The organism is Pseudomonas yamanorum, from assembly GCF_900105735.1.
Lineage (GTDB): Bacteria > Pseudomonadota > Gammaproteobacteria > Pseudomonadales > Pseudomonadaceae > Aquipseudomonas > Aquipseudomonas yamanorum.
Genome location: NZ_LT629793.1, coordinates 2,545,855 through 2,563,425 on the forward strand (window position 1 = coordinate 2,545,855; position 17,571 = coordinate 2,563,425).

At 58.7% G+C, this 17,571-nt stretch carries 15 protein-coding genes and 1 other RNA gene; 7 read left to right on the forward strand and 9 right to left on the reverse strand.

Annotated elements, in window-relative coordinates; translation table 11 throughout:
* Positions 1-34: 34 nt before the first annotated feature.
* The 5 genes from carA to grpE form a co-directional block, all read right to left on the reverse strand.
* Positions 35-1,171 carry a glutamine-hydrolyzing carbamoyl-phosphate synthase small subunit gene (gene carA / locus BLU46_RS12270; protein WP_063033216.1) on the reverse strand — a complete coding sequence of 379 codons (1,137 nt, stop codon included), beginning with the start codon at positions 1,169-1,171 and terminating at the stop codon, positions 35-37.
* Between the two features lie 259 nt (positions 1,172-1,430).
* Complete coding sequence (gene dapB, locus BLU46_RS12275) at positions 1,431-2,237, reverse strand: 4-hydroxy-tetrahydrodipicolinate reductase (protein WP_093201999.1); 807 nt, start codon at positions 2,235-2,237, stop codon at positions 1,431-1,433.
* Between the two features lie 10 nt (positions 2,238-2,247).
* Complete coding sequence (gene dnaJ / locus BLU46_RS12280; protein ID WP_063033218.1) at positions 2,248-3,372, reverse strand: molecular chaperone DnaJ; 1,125 nt, start codon at positions 3,370-3,372, stop codon at positions 2,248-2,250.
* Between the two features lie 316 nt (positions 3,373-3,688).
* Entirely contained in the window at positions 3,689-5,605 is a 1,917-nt protein-coding gene (gene dnaK, locus BLU46_RS12285) for a molecular chaperone DnaK (RefSeq protein WP_063033219.1), read from the reverse strand.
* 102 nt (positions 5,606-5,707) lie between these two features.
* Complete coding sequence (gene grpE, locus BLU46_RS12290) at positions 5,708-6,268, reverse strand: nucleotide exchange factor GrpE (RefSeq protein WP_003212224.1); 561 nt, start codon at positions 6,266-6,268, stop codon at positions 5,708-5,710.
* 253 nt (positions 6,269-6,521) lie between these two features.
* Between grpE and recN the strand changes: the two genes are divergently transcribed.
* Entirely contained in the window at positions 6,522-8,195 is a 1,674-nt protein-coding gene (recN, locus tag BLU46_RS12295; protein WP_093202003.1) for a DNA repair protein RecN, read from the forward strand.
* Between the two features lie 96 nt (positions 8,196-8,291).
* Here the strand turns inward: recN and fur are convergent, their stop codons facing one another.
* Positions 8,292-8,696, reverse strand: a complete 405-nt coding sequence (gene fur, locus BLU46_RS12300; RefSeq protein ID WP_003212228.1) for a ferric iron uptake transcriptional regulator — start codon at positions 8,694-8,696, stop codon at positions 8,292-8,294.
* Between the two features lie 98 nt (positions 8,697-8,794).
* Between fur and BLU46_RS12305 the strand changes: the two genes are divergently transcribed.
* Positions 8,795-9,322, forward strand: coding sequence for an outer membrane protein assembly factor BamE (locus tag BLU46_RS12305; RefSeq protein ID WP_017478555.1), 528 nt, complete (start codon positions 8,795-8,797; stop codon positions 9,320-9,322).
* A 62-nt stretch (positions 9,323-9,384) separates the two neighbouring features.
* Here BLU46_RS12305 and BLU46_RS12310 read toward each other — a convergent pair whose 3' ends face one another.
* Together BLU46_RS12310 and BLU46_RS12315 are read right to left on the reverse strand one after the other, a co-directional pair.
* The gene (locus BLU46_RS12310; protein WP_063033220.1) at positions 9,385-9,699 is read right to left on the reverse strand and encodes an RnfH family protein; all 315 of its coding nucleotides are present in this window, start codon (positions 9,697-9,699) and stop codon (positions 9,385-9,387) included.
* Positions 9,692-10,126 (reverse strand): type II toxin-antitoxin system RatA family toxin, encoded by a 435-nt coding sequence (locus BLU46_RS12315; RefSeq protein WP_003212236.1) that lies wholly within the window; start codon positions 10,124-10,126, stop codon positions 9,692-9,694. The genes BLU46_RS12310 and BLU46_RS12315 overlap by 8 nt, the downstream gene beginning before the upstream one ends.
* A 167-nt stretch (positions 10,127-10,293) precedes the next feature.
* Here BLU46_RS12315 and smpB point away from each other — a divergent pair, with 167 nt between their 5' ends.
* Entirely contained in the window at positions 10,294-10,776 is a 483-nt protein-coding gene (gene smpB / locus BLU46_RS12320) for an SsrA-binding protein SmpB (protein ID WP_017478553.1), read from the forward strand.
* A 55-nt stretch (positions 10,777-10,831) separates the two neighbouring features.
* Here smpB and BLU46_RS12325 read toward each other — a convergent pair whose 3' ends face one another.
* Positions 10,832-11,599 (reverse strand): FCD domain-containing protein, encoded by a 768-nt coding sequence (locus tag BLU46_RS12325; protein WP_063033222.1) that lies wholly within the window; start codon positions 11,597-11,599, stop codon positions 10,832-10,834.
* A gap of 261 nt (positions 11,600-11,860) precedes the next feature.
* Here BLU46_RS12325 and BLU46_RS12330 point away from each other — a divergent pair, with 261 nt between their 5' ends.
* The 4 genes from BLU46_RS12330 (at position 11,861) to ssrA (ending at position 17,407) form a co-directional block, all read left to right on the forward strand.
* Positions 11,861-13,555 (forward strand): lactate permease LctP family transporter, encoded by a 1,695-nt coding sequence (locus BLU46_RS12330; RefSeq protein WP_063033223.1) that lies wholly within the window; start codon positions 11,861-11,863, stop codon positions 13,553-13,555.
* A 70-nt stretch (positions 13,556-13,625) separates the two neighbouring features.
* A complete protein-coding gene (locus BLU46_RS12335) occupies positions 13,626-16,436 on the forward strand; it encodes an FAD-binding and (Fe-S)-binding domain-containing protein (RefSeq protein ID WP_063033224.1) in 2,811 nt (936 codons plus the stop codon).
* 186 nt (positions 16,437-16,622) lie between these two features.
* On the forward strand, positions 16,623-16,907 hold the full coding sequence (locus BLU46_RS12340) for a hypothetical protein (RefSeq protein ID WP_063033225.1): 285 nt from the start codon (positions 16,623-16,625) through the stop codon (positions 16,905-16,907).
* 102 nt (positions 16,908-17,009) lie between these two features.
* Positions 17,010-17,407, forward strand: a transfer-messenger RNA (tmRNA) gene (gene ssrA, locus BLU46_RS12345).
* Positions 17,408-17,571 lie beyond the last annotated feature (164 nt).

The following is a 17,571-nucleotide window of genomic DNA, read 5'->3' on the forward strand; positions in this document are numbered from 1 at the left end:
CGCCGGTTTCCCGGGCCACCCTCGGGCCGCTCACTTAGCGTCGCTTGGCCATCTCATTGATGAAACGGTCGAACAGCGGCGCTACGTCGTTCGGGCCCGGGCTTGCTTCAGGGTGGCCCTGGAAGCTGAACGCGCTCTTGTCGGTGCGCTCGATGCCTTGCAGGGAACCGTCGAACAGCGACTTGTGAATCGCCCGGACGTTGCCCGGCAAGGTCGCTTCATCCACTGCAAAACCGTGGTTCTGGCTGGTGATCATCACGATGCCAGTGTCCAGATCCTGTACCGGGTGGTTGGCACCGTGGTGGCCGTGGCCCATTTTCAGGGTCTTGGCGCCGGAGGCCAGGGCCAGCAACTGGTGGCCGAGGCAGATACCGAATACCGGAATCTCGGTTTCCAGCACTTCCTTGATCGCCTTGATGGCGTAATCGCAAGGCTCCGGGTCACCGGGGCCGTTGGACAGGAACACACCGTCCGGCTGCAAGGCCAGTACATCACTGGCCGGGGTTTGCGCCGGCACCACGGTCACGCGGCAACCGCGCTCGACCAGCATGCGCAGGATGTTGTGCTTGATACCGTAGTCGTAGGCCACAACGTGGTACGGCAACTCGGAAGCTTCGATGGTCGCGTGGCTGTCGGTCTTCAAGTCCCAGACAGTGGAGCGCCACTCGTACTTTTCCTTGGTGCTGACGACTTTCGCCAGGTCCATGCCTTTCAGGCCAGGGAAACCTTGGGCCGCTGCAATCGCTGCTTCTTCGGAGATGTTGTCACCGGCCATGATGCAGCCGTTCTGCGAACCTTTTTCACGCAGGATGCGTGTCAGGCGACGCGTATCGATACCGGCGATCGCCACAACGTTGTTGGCTTTCAGGTAATCGGACAGGGACATCGTGTTACGCCAGTTGCTCGCTACCAGTGGCAGGTCACGGATGACCAGGCCAGCCGACCAGACACGATCAGACTCGGCGTCTTCCGGCGTAGTACCGGTGTTGCCGATGTGCGGATAGGTCAGGGTAACGATCTGTTGGGCGTAGGAAGGATCAGTAAGGATTTCCTGATAGCCGGTCATGGCGGTGTTGAACACCACCTCTCCAACGGTCTGACCGTCGGCTCCAATGGCTTCGCCGCGAAAAATGCTGCCATCAGCAAGGGCGAGTATGGCTGGCTTAGTCAAGAAGACCTCCCGTAAATAAAGCCTGAAAGGGCGATCGCAGGTTGTAAAAAAGCGGAGTGACGTATGGACACGTCACCCCGCTTCTTCACTGAATTATTCTGCGCGCTTTTAGTGGACACACTAAAGCTGTAGCTTACAGAAAAAGGCATTTTTGGTCCACCGCTAATGAGCCTTAAAGGCAGGGGAATGCGACAGGACGTCGCTTAGCGGGTAAAAACGGGGGCTTAGGATATTCCTGAGCCCCCGTTTTAGCTACTTCTTAATGCAGATCCAGCACGTCACGCATGTCGTACAAGGCCGGCGTACGACCGTCCAGCCACAGCGCCGCACGTACGGCACCCTTGGCGAACGTCATGCGGCTCGACGCCTTGTGGGTAATCTCAAGACGCTCACCCTCGGTCGCGAACAGCACGGTGTGATCGCCCACCACGTCACCGCCGCGAACGGTGGCAAAACCGATGGTGTCATGGGCGCGAGCCCCGGTATGACCTTCACGACCATACACCGCCACCTTCGACAGATCCCGCCCAAGGGCATCGGCAATCGCCTCACCCATGCGCAACGCCGTACCCGACGGCGCATCGATCTTGTGCCGGTGATGAGTCTCGATGATCTCGATGTCAGCCTCATCACCCATCACGCGCGCCGCCATGTCGAGCAGCCTCAGCGAAAGATTGACGCCGACGCTGAAATTGGCCGCGAACACGATAGGAATATCCTTGCCCGCCTCCACCAGCAGCTGTTTTTGCTCAGCGCTCAGACCGGTCGTGCCGATCACCATGGCCTTGCCCGCCTTGCGGCAGAACGCCAGGTTTTTCAGCATCACGCCCGGCAGGGTGAAGTCGATCAGCACGTCGAACTCGTCGGCAACCTGCTCCAGATTGCCGGACAACGAAACGCCGATCCGCCCCAAGGACGCCAACTCACCCGCGTCCGCACCAATCAAGGTGCTGCCGGGACGAACAATCGCCGCCGTCAACCCGGAGGCCGGCGAGCGGGCCTGCACAGCCTCGACCAGGGTCTTGCCCATACGCCCGGCAGCGCCCATCACCGCGATACGTCGCATACTCACTTCCTTACAGGTCGCCGAAGAAACGCTTTACGCCTTCGAACCAGCCAGTGGTTTTTGGCGAATGGGTATCATCGCCGGCCAGGGAGCTGCGGAACTCTTCCAACAGTTCGCGCTGACGACGCCCCAGATTCACCGGAGTCTCTACCGCCACACGGCACATCAAGTCACCAGCACCACCACCGCGCACCGGCGCAACGCCTTTGCCACGGATACGGAACTGCTTGCCGGTCTGCGTGCCCTCCGGAATCTTCAGCTTGACCCGACCGTCCAGCGTCGGAATCTCAAGCTCGCCACCCAGGGCCGCGTCGACAAAGCTGATCGGCACTTCACAGAACAGATGCTTGCCGTCGCGCTGGAAGATCGAGTGCTCGCGCACATTGATCACCACGTACAGGTCGCCCGTCGGGCCGCCCTGCGTGCCCGCCTCGCCTTCACCCGACAGACGAATGCGGTCACCGGTATCAACACCCGCTGGCACTTTCACCGAGAGGGTCTTGTACTCTTCGACACGCCCTTCGCCGTGGCACGAGTCGCACGGATCGGAAATGATCTTGCCCTGGCCATGGCAGCGCGGGCAGGTTTGCTGCACCGAGAAGAAGCCTTGCTGCATGCGCACCTGGCCGATACCGCCGCAGGTCGGGCAAGTGATCGGCGAAGAGCCTTTCTTTGCCCCCGAACCGTCACACGGTTTGCAATTGACCAGCGTCGGAACACGGATATTGACACTAGTGCCACGCACCGCTTCTTCCAGGTTCAGCTCCAAGGTGTAACGTAGGTCGCTACCGCGCTGGGCACCGCCACGCTGGCCACCGCGGCCCCCACCAAAGAAATCGCTGAACACGTCGCCGAAAATATCGGAGAAGTTCTGGCCACCAAAACCCGCACCGCCACCGCCCATGCTTGGGTCGACACCGGCATGACCGTACTGATCGTACGCCGCACGCTTGTTTGGATCACACAGGCATTCGTAGGCCTCGTTGGCCTCTTTGAACAGCTCTTCGGATTCTTTGTTGTCCGGATTACGGTCCGGGTGGTGCTTCATCGCCAGGCGACGGTAAGCCTTTTTCAGGTCCGCCTCGCTGGAGCCGCGCTCCACACCCAACACTTCGTAATAGTCACGCTTTGCCATAAGTCTTTGCACTCTTAAGGACGTTCGGCAAAACCCTCCTGAGTCTTGCCAAACTCGTTGAGCCCCAATACAGGCCCGGACCCAACTCACGTCAATTCAACGATCCTGGTCGTTACTGCTTTCAGCCGACAACCGGCCAAAAACGCGGTGACTGTCGTCCGGAAAGCAGGAGCATTCCCGATCACACCGCCAGCATCCGAGCGTCGTCGCATGCTGTAAAAATTCGCGTACCCCAGACACGCCAACGCGGGAGCAAGCTCCCGCGCGGCGACATCCTACCAGTCACCGCTTGTGAGCGGTCAACCGGGCGACCAAGTTACTTCTGGTCTTTGACTTCTTCGAACTCCGCATCGACAACGTCGTCGTGCTTGGCTTCAGGTTCTGCCTGGTGTGCAGCACCGTCAGCCGGCTGGCCTTGTTCGGCGTACATTTTCTGAGCGACTGGCGCAGAGACTTTCGACAGCTCTTCAACCTTGGCTTCGATGGCAGCCTTGTCGTCGCCTTTAACGGCGGCTTCCAGGGCGACTACTGCAGCTTCGATCGCAGTTTTCTCTTCGGCAGTCACTTTGTCGCCAGCGTCAGCGATCATTTTGCGAGTCGAGTGGACCAGTGCATCACCCTGATTGCGGGCAGCAGCCAGTTCTTCGAACTTGCGGTCTTCGTCAGCGTTGGCTTCAGCATCACGGATCATCTGCTGAATTTCTTCCTCGGACAGACCCGAGTTTGCCTTGATCACGATCGACTGAGTCTTGCCGGTGGCCTTGTCTTTGGCGCCTACGTGCAGGATGCCGTTGGCGTCAATGTCGAAGGTCACTTCAATTTGTGGCACGCCACGTGGTGCTGGTGGAATCTCGGCCAGGTCGAACTTGCCCAGGGACTTGTTCTGACCAGCTTGCTTACGCTCACCTTGCAGCACGTGAATGGTCACGGCGCCCTGGTTGTCGTCGGCAGTCGAGAACACTTGCGATTTCTTGGTAGGAATCGTGGTGTTTTTCTCGATCAGCGCAGTCATCACGCCACCCATGGTTTCGATACCCAGGGTCAGCGGGCTGACGTCCAGCAGCAGAACGTCTTTCACGTCGCCGGCCAATACCGCGCCCTGGATGGCAGCACCCATGGCAACAGCTTCGTCCGGGTTCACGTCTTTACGTGCTTCTTTACCGAAGAACTCGGTCACCAGCTTCTGAACCAGTGGCATACGGGTCTGACCGCCGACCAGGATCACGTCGTTGATCGCGCCAACGTCGATACCCGAGTCTTTCAGCGCAATGCGGCAAGGCTCGATGGTGCGTTGAACCAGGTCTTCTACCAGCGACTCCAGCTTGGCGCGGGAGATTTTCACGTTCAAGTGCTTAGGACCGGTGGCATCTGCAGTGATGTACGGCAGGTTCACGTCGGTCGAATTGCTCGAAGACAGTTCGATCTTGGCTTTCTCAGCGGCTTCTTTCAGGCGCTGCATGGCCAGCGGGTCGCCTTTGAGGTTCATGCCGCTTTCTTTCTTGAATTCGTCAACGAGGTAGTCGATCAGACGAATGTCAAAGTCTTCACCGCCCAGGAACGTGTCACCGTTGGTGGCCAACACTTCGAACTGGTGCTCGCCATCGACTTCAGCGATTTCGATCACGGAAACGTCGAAGGTACCGCCACCCAGGTCGTAAACGATCACGGTGTGGTCGCCCTTGGCCTTGTCCATACCGTAGGCCAGAGCGGCTGCGGTTGGTTCGTTGATGATACGTTTTACGTCCAGGCCAGCAATACGGCCGGCGTCTTTGGTCGCCTGGCGCTGGCTGTCGTTGAAGTAGGCCGGAACGGTGATCACCGCTTCAGTCACGGCCTCACCGAGGTAGTCTTCGGCGGTTTTCTTCATCTTTTTCAAGATTTCAGCCGAGATTTGTGGCGGCGACATTTTCTGGCCGTTCACTTCAACCCAGGCGTCACCGTTGTCAGCCTTGGCGATTTTGTACGGGACCATCTTGATGTCTTTCTGTACAACTTCTTCGTCGAACTTACGACCGATCAGACGCTTCACCGCGTACAGGGTGTTATGCGGATTGGTCACAGCTTGACGCTTGGCGGACTGGCCAACCAGGATTTCGCCGTCGTTGGCATAAGCCACGATGGACGGGGTGGTACGTGCGCCTTCGGCGTTTTCAATAACTTTGGATACGCCGTTTTCCAGCACGGAGACGCAGGAGTTGGTAGTCCCCAGGTCGATACCGATAATTTTGCCCATGATTTACTCTCCCGAAACTTAGATTTTGTTGCCACAGCAGTGGTGGCTAACTGCGGCAGTACTTAAACGCTTGACTTATAGATGGGGCCGTTACGACTTATTTCAAGCCTGCTCATCAATAGAAGGTGCAACCGGTGCAGGAGCCTTGCTCACCACAACCATTGCCGGGCGCAGCAAGCGACCGTTGAGCTGGTAACCCTTCTGGAACACCTTCAACACGCTGTTCGGCTCAAGATCAGCGTTTTCCTGCATCGCCATCGCCTGATGATGCTCGGCATTGAACGGCTCGCCGCCTTGTGGATCGATGGCTTCCAACTGATAACGCTTCAGGGTGTCCTGGAACATTTTCAGGGTCAGTTCGATCCCTTCGCGCATTGGGCGGATGTTTTCGTCGTCCGGGTTGGACAACTCAAGGCCACGTTCCAGGCTGTCGATAATCGGCAGCAGATCACCGGCAAATTTTTCCAGGGCGAACTTGTGAGCCTTTTCTACATCCTGCTCGGCGCGGCGGCGGACGTTCTGCAGATCAGCGGCAACACGCAACGATTGATCCTGTGCGCCGGCCAATTGCTCTTCGAGCACTTGCACACGAGCTGCCAGATCTTCACCTGCGGCCTGGTTGGCGTCTGGATTTTGCGTATCCTGCGTCTGTTCGTCAGCCATAGATTTCTCCTTTCAAAATCATGCGCGAACTCGACTCGCGCTTCTGTTCCGGTATATGGGGCCACAATTTTCAGGTTCAAGGGCTGGGGCGTTACCAAAAGTCTTTCACTTGTCCTGGATCAATTTCCCCCGATCATTCCCTGTCGCACTTAAAAAGACAGTTATTCAAGCAAATCGGACTAAGCATCAGGATTGTCACCCTCAAACAAAACACTGTATAAATAACCAGACCTAAAGCCTGGGAGCGGCCGTCATGCTGGTGCACCTGTCCGTACATAACTACGCCATCGTTGAACATCTGGATCTTGAACTGGATCGCGGGATGAGCGTAATCACAGGCGAAACCGGCGCCGGCAAGTCGATCATGCTCGACGCCCTGGGCCTGACCCTGGGCGATCGTGCCGACAGCGGCGTGGTACGCCCTGGCGCCGACAAAGCCGACATCCTCGCCACCTTTGACCTGGCCGACATCCCGGAAGCCGAGGCTTGGCTTGCCGAGCGCGACCTTAATAATGAAGGCCCGTGCATCCTGCGCCGGGTGATCACTGTCGAAGGGCGCTCCCGCGGCTATATAAATGGCACCCCCTGCCCCCTCGGCGACTTGAAAGCCCTGGGCGAGCTGCTGATCGACATCCACAGCCAGCATGAACACCAGTCCCTGCTGAAAACCGACACCCATCGCCGACTCCTCGACGAGTACGCCGGCGCCACGGACCTTGCGCGCCAAGTGCAACTGGCTGCGCAGCGCTGGCGCCAGACGCGCCAGGAACTGGAGCGTCTCTCCAACTCCGGCGATGAGCAGCGGGCCCGTCACCAATTGCTCAGCTACCAACTGGAAGAGCTGGAAAGCCTGGGGCTCGGTGAGACAGAACTGGAGCAACTGGAACAGGAACACAAGAACCTCACCAACGCCGAAACCCTGCTGGGCATCTGCCGGCAAGTGGTGGAGCAGTGCAGCGAAAGTGATTCCGGCAATGTGCTCAACGCCCTGACGGCCAGCCTCAATCGCCTGTCCAGTGTGAACAATGCCTCCGGCTCACTGAATGAAGCCACCACACTGCTCACCAGCGCACAAATCCAGGTAGAAGAAGCCGTGGGCGAGTTGAACCGCTTCCTCGATCACTTCGATGCCGACCCGGCACGCTTGCAAGATATAGAAGAGCGCCTGGACACCATCTATACCTTGGCGCGCAAACACCGGATCCAGCCGACCGAAGTAGCAACCATGCAGCAAAAGCTGCTGGATGAAATCGAAACCCTGAACGCCAACGATGAGTCCATCGAGCGACTGGGTGAAGAACTAGCGTCGTTTGCTCGCCATTATCAAGAGAAAGCCCGAGAACTCAGCGACCTGCGCCATCAGGCGGCGACGGGCCTGGCCAGCGCGGTGGAACAAGAGATCCAGCGCCTGGGAATGCCCGGCGGGCGCTTCACCATCGAGCTGCACACCAACACCAGCAATGAGCTGCTGCCTAATGGTCTCGAACAGGTAGAACTGCTGGTCAGCGCAAACCCGGGCCAGCCATTGAAGGCACTGGCAAAAGTAGCGTCCGGCGGCGAGCTGTCACGGATCAGCCTGGCGATCCAGGTGATCACCGCCCAGACCTCACGCGTGCCAACGCTGGTATTCGATGAAGTGGACGTAGGGATCGGTGGCCCGACTGCCGAGATCGTTGGCCAACTGCTGCGCCGACTGGGCGATCGTGGCCAGGTGCTGACCGTCACTCACTTGCCACAAGTAGCCGCCCAAGGACATCAACACTTGTTCGTGCACAAGGTACGTGGCAGCGATGCGACCCATACCGCCGTGTCCAAGCTGAACAAGACCGAACGGGTAGAAGAAGTGGCACGGATGCTCGGCGGCATTGACCTGACCAAGGAGTCCTTGGCTCACGCGAAGAAAATGGTGGTAACCGCGAAGGTCTGAAGCCTGGCTTACTGAGTATTTTCTTTCTATAGAAAGCACGAAGGCGACCCTAGGGTCGCCTTCGATCGTTTCGCAGAGCGAATCTGCGTAGCTTTCTTACTTTTTCTTACGTATGTAGAGAACCAGATTGTGGTCCACCAAATCGAATCCATGTTGCTCAGCGATCATGTGCTGGAGCTTCTCGATTTCCGGACTGGTGAACTCGATAACCTCATTGGTATCCAGGTCAACCATGTGGTCGTGATGACCGCCGTCAGCCAATTCGAACACTGCATGACCGCCGTCGAAATTATGACGAACCACCAGTCCTGCTGCTTCAAACTGGGTCAGAACACGGTAAACCGTGGCCAGGCCGACGTCCTCGTTAGACTCCATCAGCGCCTTGTATACATCCTCGGCACTCATGTGGCGCTGCTCAGCAGAATCGAGCATTTGTAGAATCTTGACTCGTGGCAGAGTCACTTTAAGACCGGCTTTGCGTAGTTCGCTATTTTCAACCATGGTTAGCTTTCTCGCGGATGCTGCTTCGCAGCTTCTCTTAATACGGGTATGATCGGCGTTTACGTTGTCCCAGCCAAGATAGTGGAAGTCGCCCACCGATGCAAAACACCAAGCTCTTGCTAACCAGTTTCACCTTTGTGGGACTGCTCGCACTCGCCGGTTGTTCATTCCCCGGGGTTTACAAAATCGACATCCAGCAGGGCAATGTCGTCACGCAGGACATGATAGACCAGTTACGCCCGGGAATGACCCGACGGCAAGTACGGTTTATCATGGGCAATCCCCTGCTGACCGACACATTCCATGCCGATCGCTGGGATTATCTCTATAGCATCCAACCTGGTGGCGGTGAACGCCAGCAGGAGCGGGTCAGTGTCATCTTCAATGGCAATGACCAGCTCGTCAGCCTGTCGGGGGACTTCAAACCGGGCGTAAGCCGCGATGAAGCCTTGCTGGGCAAGGACAACGGCACCACTGCTCCTGCGCCCGCGCAGAACGAGGAGAAGCCGAAGTCCGAAGTACCGGCCAAGCCTGGCTCCTTACTGGACGAGATCCAGAAAGGCGTCGACGGCGTACAAACCGTTCCAGTGCCGACTCCAGAACCTCTGGACTCGAGCCCGCAGTAAGTTTGTAACGCACGATAAAAAGCCCGGCATGCCGGGCTTTTTGTTGCCTGCTGTTTAGCAAACTATGGGTTTTGCTGTTTTGCCTTGGCAGCCTTCGCCGCACGCAAGCGACGTATCTCCATCGGATCTGCCAACAACGGCCGGTAGATCTCGATTCGATCTCCAGCCTGCACAACACGCACATCAGCGTCCGCTACCACCTTGCCGAAAATTCCCAAAGGGCAACTCTCCAGATTCAGCTCCGGGAATTGCGCAGCCATTCCCGAGCCCAACACCGCCGCCCTGAGGCTGCAGCCCGGCGCTACTGCCAGGCTCATCAACGCCTGGCGATCCACCGCGGCGTACACCACCTCGATTTCAACCAATGGCTCAGCCATGCATTTGCTTGGCGCGTTGGCAGAACGCGTCCACCAGGGTATTGGCAGCTTGATTGAACAACGGGCCCAAGGTGGCACGCACGATAGGGCCGGCATAATCGAACGACAGGTCCAGGCTGATCTTGCAGGCCTTCTCGTTCAACGCCTTGAACACCCACACACCATGCAACTGAGTGAACGGGCCTTCTTCGAGATTCATCTCAATGGACTGCCCGGGCACCAGCGTGTTGCGCGTGACAAAGTGCTGGCTCAAGCCGCCCTTTGCCACACCCACGCTGGCAACCATATGCTCATCACTGCTCTCCAACACCTCGGCAGTCGAACACCAAGGCAGGAACTCCGGGTAACGCGCCACGTCGTTGACCAGGTCATAGAGCGCCTGCGCCGGGTAGGGCAACAGGGCCGAACGTTGAATATGCGTCGTCATGTGAGCGTTATTTCCACAGCTGAGCGGCAAACATCGCGAAAGGACAACAGGATTCGCGAAAGAAAAAATCAAAAACCAGCCTGCATTGTCCGGGATTCATTCAACACGCTCAAGCACGCAGGTTGACCGTAGCCGACGCGCTCGCAACTCCCTATAATGCCGCCCCTATGGCTAAACAAAAGAAACACCCAACAGGGACCATCGCGCAAAATAAAAAGGCGCGACACGATTACTTCATCGAACATCGGTTCGAGGCTGGTCTGGTCCTGGCCGGCTGGGAAGTAAAAAGTCTGCGTGCCAGCAAGCTGCAACTGGTCGACAGTTACGTGCTGCTCAAAGACGGTGAGGCATGGCTGCTCGGCAGTCATATCACGCCGCTGATGACTGCCAGCACCCACGTCATTGCCGACCCGGTGCGCACGCGCAAGCTGCTGCTCAATGCTCGCGAGCTGGAAAAACTCCAAGCTGCCGTGCAGCAAAAAGGCTACGCCTGCGTTTGCCTGTCGTGGTACTGGAGCAAGCACCTGGTCAAGTGCGAGATCGCACTGGGCAAGGGCAAGAAGGAATACGACAAGCGTGACACCGAGCGCGAACGCGATTCCAACCGGGAATTGCAGCGCGCCGTGCGTAACAAGGGCAAGGAAGATTGAATTTCTTGTGACTTGATGTGGCTGAGGGAGCCCGCTCCCTCAGCCACAACAATTGCTAGATCCCTTTGCGCCGCTCCGCCCGCGCCATGCGCTGAACCTCCTGACGCACTTCTTCCAGCACTTCCTGCACATACAGCAGGTGACGTGTTGAAACCTCCCGCGCCTGCTCGGCACGCCCTTCGATAATCGCCAGGTACAGATCACGGTGCTGATTGATCAGCATGTCCCGTGTTTCGGTACGCTGCTGATACATGCCACCAATGTTGGTCACCACGTTACGCTTGAGCAGATCGAACAGGCCGCGAATGGTATGCAGCAATACCGCGTTATGGCTGGCCTCGGCGATGGCCAGGTGAAACCTCGCATCCGCCGCGCCCTCTTCCGCCCGGCTCACTTCGTCTGACCGCGTATAGCAATCCTGCAGCTCTTCGAAGGCTGCCGTCAGTCGCTCGCGGTCCACCTCAGTGGCACGCAACGCTGCGTAATACGCGCACGAGGCTTCCAGGGTCTGACGAAACTCCAAAAGGTCGCGCTGTGCCTCGGGATTATTTTCCAGCAGATGCAGCAGCGGATCGCTGAAGGTTGAACCCAGCGACTCCACCACATAATTGCCCCCACCCTGACGGCTGATCAGCAAACCTTTGGCCGCCAGCTTCTGGATCGCCTCACGCAACGACGGACGCGACACCCCGAACTGCTCGGCCAGTGCGCGCTCGGCCGGCAAGCGCTCGCCCGACTTCAGCGTGCCCTCAAGGATCATGCCCTCAAGCTGCTCGACGATATCGTCAGACAAACGGCGCTGACGCACCTGATCAAACCCCATAACTCACTCTCCACCATCCCGACCACTCGCCGGGGCCCCTATTCTGGCCTATTGCCGTGTATCCGGCACCTATCAGAACGTCCTCGTTTCAGCCGATCAGCATCCGTTCAAGCCAACCTACGACCAAAGATTCGCAAGCGGCAAATTGACACATCCCCCTGAAGGCTTTTAACCTAGCCAACGGTGATTGTAAATTGGTAATACCAATTATCCAAATCACCAAAGCAGTGCCTGACCAACAACAATTAGGGGCCACCCCATATGCAAACCTGGCAACAGCTCTACAGCCCGCTCGGCAGCCTTGGCCTGTCCGCACTGGCCGCCGTTATTCCCATCGTATTTTTCTTCCTGGCCCTGGCGGTGTTTCGCCTCAAAGGCCACGTTGCGGGCAGCATCACCTTGGCACTGTCGATCCTGGTGGCGATCTTTGCCTTCCAGATGCCGGTCGACATGGCGCTCGCCGCCGCCGGTTACGGCTTTGCCTACGGCCTGTGGCCCATCGCCTGGATCATCGTCGCCGCCGTATTCCTCTATAAACTGACGGTCAAGAGCGGCCAGTTCGAGATCATCCGCAGCTCCGTGCTGTCGATTACCGACGACCAGCGCCTACAAGTGCTGCTGATCGGCTTCTGCTTCGGCGCGTTCCTGGAAGGTGCGGCCGGCTTCGGCGCACCGGTGGCGATTACTGCCGCATTGCTGGTAGGACTGGGCTTCAACCCGCTGTACGCCGCCGGCCTGTGCCTGATTGCCAACACCGCACCCGTCGCGTTCGGCGCGCTGGGGATTCCGATCATCGTGGCCGGCCAAGTGACGGGCATCGACGCGTTCAAGATCGGCGCCATGGCTGGCCGCCAGTTGCCGCTGCTGTCGCTGTTCGTGCCGTTCTGGCTGGTGTTCATGATGGACGGCCTGCGCGGTGTCAAAGAAACCTGGCCAGCCGCACTGGTTGCGGGTTTGAGCTTTGCCGTGACCCAGTTCTTCACCTCGAACTTCATCGGCCCGGAACTGCCGGACATCACCTCGGCCCTGGCCAGCCTGATTTCCCTGACCCTGTTCCTGAAAGTCTGGCAGCCCAAGCGCAGTGCCGGCGCGCAAATCGCTGGCGCAACGTCCGGCACTGCCGTCACTGCCAGCGCCGGTGGCTTCGGACTGCCTCGCAACACCCTGGCTTCGCCTTACAGCCTGGGGGAAATTTTCAAGGCCTGGTCGCCGTTCCTGATCCTGACCGTGCTGGTCACCATCTGGACCCTGAAGCCGTTCAAGGCGATGTTCGCCGCTGGCGGCGCGATGTACAGCTCGGTGTTCAACTTTGCGATTCCGTACCTGGATCAACTGGTGATCAAGGTTGCGCCCATCGTTGCTACGCCAACAGCCATCCCTGCGGTATTCAAGCTGGATCCGATTTCCGCGACCGGCACGGCGATTTTCTTCTCCGCCCTGGTATCGATGCTGGTGCTGAAGATCGATTTCAAAACTGGTCTGACCACCTTGAAAGAAACCTTTTATGAGCTGCGCTGGCCGATCCTGTCCATCGGCATGGTGCTGGCCTTTGCGTTCGTCACCAACTACTCGGGTATGTCATCGACCATGGCCCTGGTACTGGCGGCTACCGGCGCGGCATTCCCGTTCTTCTCGCCATTCCTCGGCTGGCTCGGTGTGTTTCTGACGGGTTCCGACACCTCGTCCAACGCGCTGTTCAGCTCGCTGCAAGCCACCACCGCCCACCAGATCGGCGTCAACGACGTCTTGCTGGTGGCGGCGAACACCAGCGGCGGCGTGACCGGCAAGATGATCTCGCCGCAGTCGATCGCCGTGGCATGCGCCGCGACTGGCCTGGTGGGCAAGGAATCTGACCTGTTCCGCTTCACCCTCAAGCACAGCCTGTTCTTCGCGACGATTGTCGGGCTGATCACTTTGGCCCAGGCCTACTGGTTCACCGGTATGCTGGTGCACTAAGACCTGCACGTAATAGGGTAAGAACCGACGCCGGACAGCGATTCCGGCGTCAGCTATTTCTGGAGGACCGATGAGCCTGCCTGCTGCTTTTCTGAGCGACGCCGCACAACTGATCCCGCAAGATCGTCGCTTCGACGATCCACTTTCCACCCTCGCCTTCGGCACCGACGCCAGTTTTTACCGACTGATCCCACAACTGGTGATCCGTGTTGAATCGGAAGATGAAGTCGTGGCCCTGCTGCAACTGGCCCAGCGCGACCGCGTGCCGGTGACCTTTCGTGCGGCGGGCACCAGCCTTTCGGGACAGGCCATCAGCGACTCGGTACTGATCGTGCTGGGGGACAATTGGAACGGGCGCGAGATTCGCGGCCAGGGCACACAAATCCGCTTGCAGCCCGGCGTGATCGGCGCGCAAGCCAACGCCTGGCTGGCGCCGTTCGGACGCAAGATCGGCCCGGACCCGGCGTCGATCAATGCCTGCAAGATTGGCGGCATCGTCGCCAACAATGCCAGCGGCATGTGCTGTGGCACGGCGCAGAATACCTACCACACCCTGGCGGGCATCCGCCTGGTGCTGGCCGACGGCAGCCGCCTGGACACGGAAGATCCGGCCAGTGTTTCAGCCTTTCGCCAACGTCACGGCGACCTGCTTGAACGCCTGGCGACCCTGGGCCGCGAAACGCGGGCCAATGCCGAATTGGCTGCGAAAATCCGCCACAAATACCGCCTGAAAAACACCACCGGCTTGTCACTCAACGCCCTGGTGGATTTCGACGAGCCACTGGATATCCTCAGCCATCTGCTGGTGGGCTCCGAAGGTACCCTGGGTTTTATCAGCGCAGTGACCTACGACACGGTGATCGACCACCCGAACAAAGCCTCGGCCCTGATCGTGTTCCCGGATGTGGAAACCTGCTGCAACGCGGTGACGGTACTCAAATCCCAACCTGTTTCAGCGGTTGAACTGCTGGACCGCCGCAGCATGCGTTCGGTGCAGGACAAACCCGGCATGCCGGCTTTCGTACAGCAGCTATCGGAAAATGCCTGCGCCCTGCTGATCGAATCCCGCGCCGCCTCGCCCTCGCTGCTGCAGGAGCAACTGGCGCTGATCATGGCCTCCCTGGCCAGCTTCCCGGTGGAGAAACAAGTCGACTTCACCGAAGACCCGATTGAAAACGCCCGCCTGTGGGCGATCCGCAAAGACACCTTCCCCGCCGTGGGCGCCGTGCGTAAAACCGGCACCACCGTGATCATCGAAGACGTGACCTTCCCGGTGGAACAACTGGCTATTGGCGTTAACCGCCTGATCGAGTTGTTCGACAAACATCACTACGACGAAGCGATCCTTTTCGGACACGCCCTGGAAGGCAATCTGCACTTTGTGTTCACTCAAGGCTTCAACAGCGCGGAAGAAGTCGCACGTTACCAGGCGTTCATGGACGACGTCGCCCAGTTGGTGGCCGTGGAGTTTGGCGGCTCGCTGAAGGCCGAGCACGGTACCGGTCGCAACATGGCACCCTTCGTCGAACTGGAATGGGGCAGCGATGCCTACCAGTTGATGTGGCAACTCAAGCGCCTGCTCGACCCCAACGGCATTCTCAACCCGGACGTGGTGCTCAGCGAAGACCCGCAAATCCACCTCAAGCACCTCAAGCCACTGCCCGCCGCGGACGAGCTTGTGGATAAGTGCATCGAGTGCGGTTTCTGCGAACCTGTATGCCCGTCGAAAGGACTGACCCTGAGCCCGCGCCAGCGCATTGTGATCTGGCGCGATATCCAGGCCCGAAAACGCGCCGGCATCGATACCACCGAACTGGAAGCGGCCTATCAATACCAAGGCATCGACACCTGCGCGGCCACCGGGCTTTGCGCCCAACGCTGCCCGGTAGGCATCAATACCGGCGACCTGGTGAAAAAGCTACGCAGCCGCGACGCCGACCGCACCAAAACCGCCGAATGGCTGTCGACGCACTTCGCCACGGCACTGCAAGGTGCGCGCTTCACCCTGCACGTGGCCAACGGTGCGCGCATGCTGCTGGGCGCGCCGCGACTGGCGAAGCTCTCCGCCACGGTAACCCGCCTGTCCAAGGGGCAAATCCCCCAGTGGACCAACGCCATGCCGCAACCGGAAAAGGCCATTCGTTTCAGCCCCGCCGTGAGCGACGAGCGACCACGGGTGGTGTACCTCGCTGCCTGCGTATCACGCGCCATGGGCCCGGCAGCCGGCGACCACGAGCAGATGTCGCTGTACGACAAAACCCGCGGCCTGCTGGAAAAAGCCGGTTACCAGGTAGTCTTCCCCGACAATCAGGACAACCTCTGCTGCGGCCAGCCTTTCGCATCCAAGGGCTACGCCGAACAAGCCGAACACAAACGCCAGGAACTGATCGGCGCCCTGCTCCACGCCAGCCGTGGCGGCCTCGACCCGATCTACTGCGACACCAGCCCGTGCACCCTGCGCCTGGTCCAGGACCTGGCCGAAACCCGCCTCGACCTCTACGACCCGGTACGCTTTATCCGCACGCACCTGATGGACCGCCTCGACTTCACCCCCCAGGAAGCCCCGATCGCCGTGCACGTCACCTGCAGCACCCAGCACCTGGGAGAAAGCCAGGCGCTGATCGACCTGGCCAGGCAGTGCAGCAAAAACGTGGTGATCCCCGAAGGCATTCATTGCTGTGGGTTTGCCGGCGACAAAGGCTTCACCACGCCGGAGCTGAACGCGCACTCACTGCGCAGCCTGAAGGACGCCGTGCAGTCTTGCAGCGAGGGCATTTCCACCAGCCGTACGTGTGAGATTGGTCTGACGCAACATGGTGGAATTGATTACCACGGCCTGGTGTACCTGGTGGACCGAGTGACCCAGGCGCGGGCCCATTAGAGCCGCCCCTTTTTGGTGCCAAACCTAATGACTTCGGGGTTTTTCGACTAATCCAGCGACAAAACAGAACCCCTGCGCGCCGGCGTAGTCATCTGCATAGGCCTCGACAAACGAGGCTCATCAGTGACCTCGCTGGCTGCACGGAAAACCGGCAGCATCGAGCCCTATTTGCACAAGGAGATACCCATGAAGCGTTCCGCTCTTGCTGGTTTGTTCATTACCGCTGCGATGCTGGCGTCCCCCGCGTTTGCCGCCGGAACAAAAGACGATCTGTGCCAAATCAACCTGGACAAAATCAACAACGGGAAAGCCTTGCTCGCCACCGACACCAGCGGCAAAGCCGGCGAAATTGACACCGCCGTCTCCCAAGCCAAGGCAGCCCATGCGGCAGGCGATGACAAGAAGTGCATCGAGATCACCTCCAAGGCGCTGCAAAGCCTGCAAGACACGGACAAAGGCGGTAATCAGTAACCTGTCACCGCTCAAGGCCAACCTTCGGGTTGGCCTTCTGTAAGTGATTGGCGTACACTGCACAGGCTTGTCACTCACTAAGAAACAACGAGTTACAAGCACGGGGCCGTTTAGGATTCGACGCCGGTTGCGAAACTTTAGGTGCATGCCGAGTTGGTAACAGAACTCGTAAATCCACTGTTGCAACTTCTTATAGTTGCCAATGACGAAACCTACGGCCAGGAATTCTCTCTCGCTGCGTAAGCAGCTTTAGATCCTGAGCTTCTGGTACCTTCGGGTCCAGCAATCACCAGGGGATGTCTGTAAACCCAAAGTGATTGTCATATAGAACAGAATCGCCGTGCAGTACGTTGTGGACGAATCGGCTAAAACTTACACAACTCGCCCAAAGCACCCTGCCCTTCGGGTCGCTGAGGGTTAACTTAATAGATACGGCTAAGCATGTAGTACCGACAGCGGAGTACTGGCGGACGGGGGTTCAAATCCCCCCGGCTCCACCAAATTATCATCTAAAGACGTCCACGGACGTCTTTTTTTGTGCCTGAAATCCAGTAAATACGGGGGTTTCAGGGCCACAGGAGGCTTTCCAGGCTTTGTGAATTCCAGGCAGTTTGGTATTCCCAATGGTATTCCCGGCTACACGGCGCTAATCTTGGGAATACCA